A 9433-nucleotide genomic window follows, 5' to 3' on the forward strand; every position below is an offset into this window, starting at 1 on the left:
ATAGCCTCTCTCACAACCGTTATACACGAATTCCTTCCGTTTAGAGCGGAATAGGCGCTGTGGCAGCCGTTGCAAGCAAGATCCAACATACCAAAAAACCGTGCTGTCACCATAGTGACTGAGCACGGTTTTATTTTTAGAGGAACAACCATTTAATGACTTGGTACACGCCTGCCGCAACAATCATCGAGATCGGAATCGTAATGATCCACGATACGACGATCTTGCCTGCTACGCCCCACTTAACGCTGGAGAAGCGCTTCGCGCTGCCCACGCCGAGAATGGCCGACGTAATGACGTGCGTCGAGCTGACAGGGAATTTCGTAATCGTTGCAGTCATGATTACGCCGAATGACGTAATGTCCGCCGCGAAGCCGTTGATCGGCTCGATTTTGAAAATCTTCGTTCCCATCGTCTTAATAATCTTCCAGCCGCCGATCGACGTGCCGAGTGCCATCGCAATGGCAGCCGACAGCTTGACCCACAGCGGAACGCTGTCCGTCTGTTGGATGTTAGCCGACATAAGCGCGAACACGATGATACCCATCGCCTTCTGCGCATCATTCGTACCATGAGCGAACGATTGGAGCGCGGCTGTCAGGATCTGACCGGTCCGGAATCCTTTGTTCAGCTGATGCGGACTCTGGTTCGCGAATATGATTTTGAACAGCCACATCACAACGAAACCAATGGAGAATGCAATGATCGGCGATAAAATAAGACCTTGTACGATACTCGTGAAGCCGCTAGCATTGATGCCGTCGAAGCCTTCCGCCGAGATGACGGCACCCGCAAGGGAGCCGATCAACGTATGGGAGGAGGACGAAGGGATGCCCAGCGCCCACGTCAGCAGGTTCCACAATATCGCCGATATCAGCGCGGCAATGACGATCTGCTCCCCGTGTTGCAAGGTCAACGGATCGGCCACCTTGCCGCCGATCGTCTTCGCCACCCCTGTGAAGGTCAATGCGCCGACCAGGTTCATCGTTGCCGCAAGCATAATCGCTATACGCGGCTTAAGCGCCCGAGTCGATACGGTCGTCGCGATTGCATTGGCTGTATCATGAAATCCATTAATAAAGTCGAAGCCAAGCGCTAATACTACTACGATTGAGAGAATTACATAAGTTGTATCCATCCGTTATCGCCCTGCCCCTCGTTAGCTGTTACGCATAATGATTGATTCGAGGGTGTTAGCGACGTCCTCGCAGTAGTCGGTCGTTTGTTCGAGCCGTTCGTAAATTTCTTTCCGTTTAATGAGCTCGATCGGGTCCTTCACGTTGCTGAACAAGCTTGTGATGCTTACCCGCAGCAGATCGTCTGCTTGGTTCTCCAGCTCATTGATTGCAATGTTCGGTTCACGCATGGCCAGCAGCTTCTTCTGCGTCAACAGATAGATCGCCTTCTTGATCTGGTGTGAACAGCGTACGATGTTGTCCGCGAACAGGGAGATATACTCGTCATGCTCCTTGATCTGGTACATCTCGAAACGGGAAGCACATGCTTCGATGCCGTCGAGCACATCGTCGAGCGATTTGGTGAGTGCCATAATGTCCTCGCGCTCGATTGGCGTTATGAACGTTTTGTTGAGTTCTGTCAGAATCGTATGCGTGTATTTGTCGCATTGTGTCTCGTAAAGCTTCATCTGCTTGGCGAATGCACTCACATCCTGCAGCTTCGAGACGTTATCGCCGAAATATTCCACAGCAACAACGAGTGTATCTGCCATCTCCTCTAACGTTCTAAAAAAGATATCTTTCTTCTTGAACATGCTCGATCTCCTTCGTCGATTCGGAAAGTGTATTACGTAACGCGCCGAATTACTTGACCGTTGTATATTTTAACACGGCCGAATGGCATATGTTAAGTTTTCGTAAAGGATTTAACATTCCGATAACAAAACTTTTTAACTTTTTATGATTGTTGCGTTACTTTTGACAGTCTTCCCCGAATCGACAAGTTTCACCCATATGCCAAATGTTTCTCGAACGACGGATTATTCGGAACGATGTGATAGTAAGTATGGCCCGGAAGCAGCGGCAGTTCCTTGCCGTCCTTCATAATGCGGATCACATCCGTTCCTTGACGCGTCCATTCGCATGCGACCGCTTGTCCATTCTGGAACAGGACGGCTTTGCCGCCGGAAGTCAGATTCACGCTAAGCCGGCCGTAATCGTCCAGCGTCTTATGATCTGCGCCGAGCACGATGACGTTCGCTGCGGACAGCTGTTCATTATTGTTCTTATCGATATGCGATTCGCCGTTGATCGAGCGCATATAGAGACCTTTGGCCGCATCGTAGGCGTAGCTGACTTTGTAGTCATCGAGCATGAAATGAATGTCGATGCTCGTTGCCGGACCGTCATATGTACCGGCTCCTTCAGCGGCGAAAGGCAGCATCGGAATCGTCACTTCGGTTGCGTACTTCTTCTTCTCTGCGCCGGCGCGCATTTTGGTCAGATCGGAATACAGGTTATGCGGCGCTTTACGCGTTTTATCTCGCCAATAGTATGGGCCTGCGTTCGTAATCTCATCGAGATAGTCCTTGCCATGATGCTGCAGCAGATCATAGGCGTCCGTACTTGCGCCAGCATGCACGATAACGGACTTATAGGATTCCCCAATGTCGATCAAATAAGGACGGATGCTGCGAATCGGACCAATCGGGTCCGTGAAGGATGAGCTCTGGAACACGGCAATCAGCCGGGTAATGCCGCCCTCGGCGAGCACTTCCCATACGATATCGGCCTGCGTCAGGCCGGACTGCGGTCTTGCGGCTTTGAAATTGTTCACGCTGACGGCGATCGGCCGCTGCTTCAGCTCTTGATCAGCCGGGAGGCCGGTCAGCGGTGCAGTCAGTGTGGATACGGGAGCAGGCGGCTCCGAGGTCGGGTTCGTCTCTGTTTGGGTATCGGTTGTGGACGGTTCGGTTACGGCTGGTTGTGTTGGTTGTTCCTCTTTGCCGCCTGATCCGCAAGCGGTCAATCCAAGTGCAGCGGCGAGCAGCAGCGCCGCTATTCGATGCGTGCGTTTCGTCATCATCCTTCGCAATTCCACCCTTCGCTTCTTGTAATGCCAGTTCAAAAAGTTCGGTTTTCAGCACCGAGAAGATTGCGAGAACCTGAAGGAGGAGGAACGGAGTGTAGGCAAAACCTACATGATACAAGGTTTCCAGCGGAAACCTGCATCGGAAGCATAATCTCCGGACTCCAAAGGTGAACGCAAGCTTCGACGTCGAATAACCTTTCTGTCTAACTTCGTGATCAAAAGCGGACTTTTTGAACTTCCTCTTGTAGGCAATAACACTCTCTGTTTCCATTTAACCACAAATGTGGACAGCTTGTCTCGTCGAGGGGCAGGTTCGATTTACGTGAGGTACAGGGGTTGCATCGTGCACAACAACCCGCGTCTATGGCAAGTTCTGTGTTAGAGAATGCATAGCTTCGCACCATTGCTTGTTTAGCGGTTGGGCACTCCGTTGTAATTCGTACAACGGAATTGAGGAAATTGTCCTTCTTCTCGTGCTTCTGCTGCATTTCATGCAACAGAAATGTCGCTCATCCGCGCTGATTGAGCTATATTGCCGGATTAGGCCTAGTTTCTGTTGTACAAAATGCAACGGCGAGGAATGGAGAGCCGCGTTAATCGGATTCTGCTGCACATATTGCAATGGCGCTATCTCCAGAACCTCCATCAGTTCGCCGAGGGATGGGGTAATCGCCTCAGTTGATGCATTTTTTCAGATTAAGACATATCTCTCGATCCCTCGGTACTCCCTTGTCTCGACTTATCCATCATAAGCGCACCAAAAAGCCGCCCTCGATATCGAGGACGGCTCTTTGAAACCCGTTTAATAAATGCATGAAACTAATCTCTCTATATACTCCAATGATGCCATTCTTCGTGGCGGCGATCCAGCCCGGTGAGCCAGTTGCGCGTCACGTTAATCGCTTCTTCCTGGTGTTTGCGCGTCGAGTACGTATGATTCGCTTGGAAAATGATCTCTTTGTCGCAAATCCCGTCACTCCGCGTCCAGAACACCTTCTGATACAAAAAGCTGTAGTCCGCCGGGATAACGTCGTCGCTAGTGCCATGAACGAGCAGTACATCGCCACCGAAGCGCTTGGCTTCTTGGAACGGCTGGTGCTCCTGCAAGGAGTTGAAGAATGCCGGCTTGAGCGAGTAGCCCGTATAATCCGTGCTGCCCTTCTCAATCGCTTCGTCATAACCGGCACGGCCTACAATACGAACGATGTCATTGAATGGATAAGCTACTGGCGACCAGAGCACAAGCCGCTTCACCCTACGATCCCGCACAGCCGTCAGCAGTGCAGCCGCTCCGCCCAACGAATGTCCGATTAGTACGACCCGCTGCAGATCGACCGCATCCATCGAGGTGACGTAATCAATCGCCGTACGCGTCTGCGCAATCATCGACTCTAATCCGAGATCGCCGTAGTTGCCATCGCTTTCGCCGCTGCCGCCATAGTCGAAACGCAGAACATACGAGCCTGAAGCAGCGAGCGCTCTTGCCGCCTTCACGAACAATCGATCTACGCCGATCCGGTTGCCCACGAAACCGTGGCATATAATGATCGCCTGACTCTTGCCCTCCGAAGCACCTTCTCCCGTCGGATAATGTAACGTCGCCGTCAAATTCAAATCCTCATGTTTCAGCACCAATTGTTTCTCCATGTCGCCACCTCCGCCAATCCGCTTGTTCATATCGTTCCTAACTTTAGCTTGAGCCATTTGTCTGATCATCATTTCCGTTTATTTTTATTTATCTATTATTCCTACCCGTATAGTATGAATTAACTGATATCAGAATAACACCCTAATCCATCGTTGTCAACGGCAAATGGATAGGTTTCCATCGGACGCTCATACTAACGGTACTAAAGGTTCAATTCAGGGAGGTACCGCTATGCCTGCATGGATAGATTGGCTTACGGATCATTGGATTTCAACAGCACTCGTGATTGGCTTGATAGTTGCAGTCGTTTATGTGTTCTCCAACCGCAACTCCTTATTCTATAAGGAGTAACAGGGGCTTCGCCCCTCGGACCCCGTCAGGAGGACAAAGGGGCTTCGCCCCTGGAACCCCGTCAGGAGAAGAAAGGGCTTCGCCCCTTATACCCCATTTAAACCAATTTTTCTACCCACCTAAATCCTCCCTGCTAGGGAGGACCCCCGGGGTTTCCAACCCCGGGACCCCGGATTGGGTCGGTGGCGCAACTAAGGCGAGTGGAAGATACGGCGTGCTTAGAGACGTGTGCCCCTTTGGGGCACAACTCTTGTTCGAGCAGTTCAAACACAAAAGTGCGAACAAAATAAAAGCCAGCAGTCCATATCAGCTCACTAGAGCTGGTCCAGACTGCTGGCTTTTTGTTGAACAGACGTTGCTCAGCAACGTTTCTTTGTACGCGCCGACCAGAAGCTGTGACCCGTAGGGTCGTGCGACATAGAACACAATAAATCTCGTAAGACCATTCGAACGGACCAAAAGCCAGCAGCCCTCATCAGCTCATTAGAGCTGGTGCAGACTGCTGGCTTTTTGTTGAACAGACGTTGCTCAGCAATTTTTCTTTGTAAGCACCAACCAGAAGCTGTGACCCGTAGGGTCATGCGACATAAATTGCAGTAAATCTCGTAGAAGCATTCGAACGGACCAAAAAGCCAGCAGCCCTCATCAGCTCATTAGAGCTGGTGCAGACTGCTGGCTTTTTATTGAACAGACGTTGCTTAGCAATGTTTCTTTGTAAGCACCAACCAGAAGCTGTGACCCGTAGGGTCACGCGACTCTTAGCAAGTAGTAAATTGCACGCGCCTCTGTTCGGCCACCATCCCCTTCCGGGGTCCAGGGGTTGGAAACCCATGGGGCCCTCCCTTGCAGGGAGGGTTTGGGTGGGTAGAAAATCTTCATTTGACCTTGGATTATAGAGAAATTCGACCTTGAATTATAGAAAAAACGGGGTGCTAAGGGGCGGCACCCCTAACTCCTAGCGGAGCGCCTTCATCGCGATATCGGTACGCGAGTGAGCACCTTCGAACTTGATAACGCTGACTGCTTCGTACGCGCGCGTACGAGCTTCAGCGATGTCGCGGCCGCGGCCGACTACGCCGAGAACACGTCCGCCGCTCGTTACGAGCTGGCCGTCCTTCGTTGCCGTACCAGCGTGGAACACGAGTGCGCCTTGCGCTTCTGCGGCTTCAATGCCTTCGATAGTGCGGCCTGTTGGATACGATGCCGGGTAGTTTTCCGATGCCATAACCACACATACGTGAGCTTCGTCGCTCCACTCGATCGGCAGGTCAGCAAGCGTGCCGTTCATCGATGCTTCCACGATATCGAACAAAGGCGTCTTCAGGCGCGGCAGTACAACTTGCGTCTCTGGGTCGCCCATGCGTGCGTTGAACTCGATCGTCTTAACGCCGTTCTTCGTCATCATCAGACCCGCGAACAGAACGCCACGGAACGGACGACCCTCGCTAACCATCGCTTTCGCCGTTGGCTTAATGATGTTCTCGATCGCTTCGTCGATGATCGACTGCTCGATGTGCGGCAGCGGCGAGTACGTACCCATGCCGCCCGTATTCGGGCCTTTGTCGTTATCGAACACTTGCTTATGGTCTTGCGCTGGCGACATCGCGCGTACCGTCTCGCCGTCAACGAACGCGAGGATCGACATTTCTTCGCCCGCCAGGAACTCCTCAATAACGACACTGTTGCCGGAGTTGCCGAACACCTTGTCCAACATCATCGAACGGAGTGCTTCTTCCGCTTCTTCGAGCGTAGCTGCAACCGTAACGCCTTTGCCGGCAGCAAGGCCGTCCGACTTCACAACGATTGGCGCTTCCTGCTGACGCAGGTAGGCGAGCGCTGTTTCGAAGTCCTTGAACGTCTCGTATTTCGCCGTAGGGATGTCGTACTTTCTAAGCAGGTTTTTCATGAAAATCTTGCTGCCTTCGATCTCTGCCGCATTCTTGCGAGGACCGTAGGTCGGAATGCCAGCCTCTTCGAAAGCATCAACGATGCCTGCTGCAAGCGGGTCATCCGGACCAACGAACACCAGATCAACTTGCTTGTCCTTCGCGTATGCGATTAGCTCATCGAACTTACTCACTGCGATTGGCGCGCATTCCGCCAGTTGTGCGATACCAGCGTTGCCCGGTGCACAGAATACTTCCTTCACTCTCTCGCTCTTCTGAAGCGCCCAGACGATCGCGTGCTCGCGTCCGCCGCCGCCAATAACTAGAATCCGCATGGGTAGGATAGCCTCCTAAAAGTTTTTGCGCAATATCATGGAATACACTTCCTGCAAGCAAAAACTTGCATCGAAAGCATACGCTCAGTAATCTCTCTTCACAATCGGGTTACCAAAATGAACGAATGGACGCCATGCCGCGCATAGCGTCCCTCCGTATGTCCTGCTCCGTTAGTGAGCTTTGAATGTATCCTAGTGCTTGAAGTGACGAACGCTCGTGAACACCATCGCGATGTTGTGTTTGTTCGCTGCGTCGATCGACTCTTGGTCTTTGACCGAGCCGCCTGGTTGGATGATTGCCGTGATGCCAGCTTTAGCAGCTGCTTCAACCGTATCGCCCATTGGGAAAAATGCATCGGACGCCAGTGCAGCGCCTTGTGCGTTCTCGCCGGCTTGCTCGATTGCGATCTTCGCTGCGCCGACACGGTTCATTTGACCAGCGCCAACGCCGATCGTCATGTTGTCCTTCGCAAGTAGAATTGCGTTGGATTTCACGTGCTTCACAACTTTCCAACCGAACAACAGCTGCTTCAGCTCTTCTTCCGTTGGCTTGCGATTCGTTACCACTTGCAGGTCCGCTTCCGTCAGGGAGTGAACGTCGCTCTCTTGTACGAGCATGCCTCCGTCAACCGAAGTTACGAGCAGCTCTGGCTTGCGCTCGCCAGCAGCTTGCAGTTCGCCGAGCTTGAGCAGGCGGATGTTTTTCTTCTTCGTCAGAATTTCAAGCGCTTCTGGGGAGAAGTCTGGAGCGATAATGATCTCGAGGAAGATCTCGCTCAGCAGTTGAGCCGTATCAGCGCCGATCGTACGGTTCGCCGCAACGATGCCGCCGAAGATCGACGTTGGATCTGCTGCGTATGCTTTTTGGTAAGCCTCATGGATGTCAGCACCGATGCCAACGCCGCAAGGATTCATATGTTTAACAGCTACAACTGCAGGCTCGTTGAATTCCTTCACGATTGCCAGTGCAGCGTTCGCGTCATTGATGTTGTTGTACGACAGCTCTTTGCCATGCAGCTGCTCTGCCGTTGTGATGTTGCCTTCTTGTGCAAGCGGCTTGCGGTAGAAAGCAGCTTTCTGGTGCGGGTTCTCGCCATAACGAAGGTCTTGTACTTTCTCGTACGTTACCGTGTACTTCTCAGGCATTGGATCGCCGAGCAGCTTGGACAGGTAGTCGCCGATGAGGGAGTCGTATGCCGCCGTGTGACGGAATACTTTCGCAGCAAGACGTTTGCGTGTTTCGAGCGTCGTGTCGCCGCCAGCCTTAACTTCTTCCAGCACTTTCGCGTAGTCGGCTGCGTCAACAACGACCGATACGAAAGCGTGGTTCTTAGCTGCGGAACGAAGCATCGTCGGGCCGCCGATATCGATGTTCTCGATCGCGTCTTCGTACGTTACGTCAGGCTTAGCAATCGTTTCTGCGAATGGATACAGGTTAACGATTACGATGTCGATGTAGTCAAGGCCCAGGTCTTTCATTGCTTGCTGATGCTCTTCGCTGTCGCGAACAGCGAGCAAACCGCTGTGAACAGCTGGGTGCAGCGTCTTAACGCGGCCGTCAAGAATTTCTGGGAAGCCCGTTACCTCGGAGATGCCGATTACCGGTACGCCTTCTTTCTCGAGCAGCGTCTTCGTACCGCCTGTCGAAATGAGTTGAACGCCCAATGCTGCAAGCTCACGGGAGAAGTCTACGATACCTGTTTTGTCCGATACACTAATTAACGCTCTGCGAATAGCCAATTTCATGGCCCTCCTTATTAATCTTCATATATCGCAACGATGCCTTACGCACCGTTATCGTCTTAATTCTGCTTGCTCACTGAGGTGCGACGTATTTGCTGGTGCTCATGCGCTCATTAGGTGCATTTCTGCACCTAATCCAGCCTCACGTGGCGCTTTGGCACCAATAAGGTGCATTTCTGCACCTTATTCAGCCTCACGTGGCACTTTGGCACCAATAAGGTGCATTTCTGCACCTTATTCTGCCTCACGCGGCGCTTTCGCGCTAATAAGGTGTATTTTTGCACCTTATTCAGCCTCACCACGGCGTTCACCGCCAATATGGTGCATTTCTGCACCTTATCCCGGCTCACCGTGGCGTCCACCGCCAATATGGTGCATTTCTGCACCTTATCCCGGCTCACCGTGGCGTCCACCGCCAATAT

At 52.2% G+C, this 9433-nt stretch carries 7 protein-coding genes; all 7 read right to left on the minus strand.

Annotated elements, in window-relative coordinates; all coding sequences use genetic code 11:
- Positions 1–136: 136 nt before the first annotated feature.
- The gene (locus SBI19_RS24770; protein ID WP_317972205.1) at positions 137–1138 is read right to left on the minus strand and encodes an inorganic phosphate transporter; all 1002 of its coding nucleotides are present in this window, start codon (positions 1136–1138) and stop codon (positions 137–139) included.
- A gap of 21 nt (positions 1139–1159) precedes the next feature.
- Entirely contained in the window at positions 1160–1771 is a 612-nt protein-coding gene (locus SBI19_RS24775; protein WP_317972206.1) for a DUF47 domain-containing protein, read from the minus strand.
- Between the two features lie 191 nt (positions 1772–1962).
- Positions 1963–3042 (minus strand): DUF3048 domain-containing protein, encoded by a 1080-nt coding sequence (locus SBI19_RS24780; protein WP_317972207.1) that lies wholly within the window; start codon positions 3040–3042, stop codon positions 1963–1965.
- Between the two features lie 834 nt (positions 3043–3876).
- Complete coding sequence (locus SBI19_RS24785) at positions 3877–4695, minus strand: alpha/beta hydrolase (RefSeq protein ID WP_317972208.1); 819 nt, start codon at positions 4693–4695, stop codon at positions 3877–3879.
- A gap of 1307 nt (positions 4696–6002) precedes the next feature.
- Positions 6003–7268, minus strand: coding sequence for a phosphoribosylamine--glycine ligase (purD, locus tag SBI19_RS24790; RefSeq protein ID WP_317972209.1), 1266 nt, complete (start codon positions 7266–7268; stop codon positions 6003–6005).
- Between the two features lie 192 nt (positions 7269–7460).
- A complete protein-coding gene (gene purH, locus SBI19_RS24795; protein WP_317972210.1) occupies positions 7461–9008 on the minus strand; it encodes a bifunctional phosphoribosylaminoimidazolecarboxamide formyltransferase/IMP cyclohydrolase in 1548 nt (515 codons plus the stop codon).
- Between the two features lie 134 nt (positions 9009–9142).
- Positions 9143–9433, minus strand: a 291-nt coding sequence (locus tag SBI19_RS24800) for a hypothetical protein (protein WP_317972211.1), incomplete at its 5' end; no start/stop codon positions are given.

The organism is Paenibacillus sp. CCS19, assembly GCF_033239625.1.
GTDB lineage: Bacteria > Bacillota > Bacilli > Paenibacillales > Paenibacillaceae > Paenibacillus_T.

Coding starts and splice junctions, on each gene's coding strand:
- purD (WP_317972209.1), bottom strand. CDS start 7,268: ATGCGGATTCTAGTTATTGGCGGCGGCGGACGCGAGCACGCGATCGTC.
- SBI19_RS24775 (WP_317972206.1), bottom strand. CDS start 1,771: ATGTTCAAGAAGAAAGATATCTTTTTTAGAACGTTAGAGGAGATGGCA.
- SBI19_RS24770 (WP_317972205.1), bottom strand. CDS start 1,138: ATGGATACAACTTATGTAATTCTCTCAATCGTAGTAGTATTAGCGCTT.
- SBI19_RS24785 (WP_317972208.1), bottom strand. CDS start 4,695: ATGGAGAAACAATTGGTGCTGAAACATGAGGATTTGAATTTGACGGCG.
- SBI19_RS24780 (WP_317972207.1), bottom strand. CDS start 3,042: ATGATGACGAAACGCACGCATCGAATAGCGGCGCTGCTGCTCGCCGCT.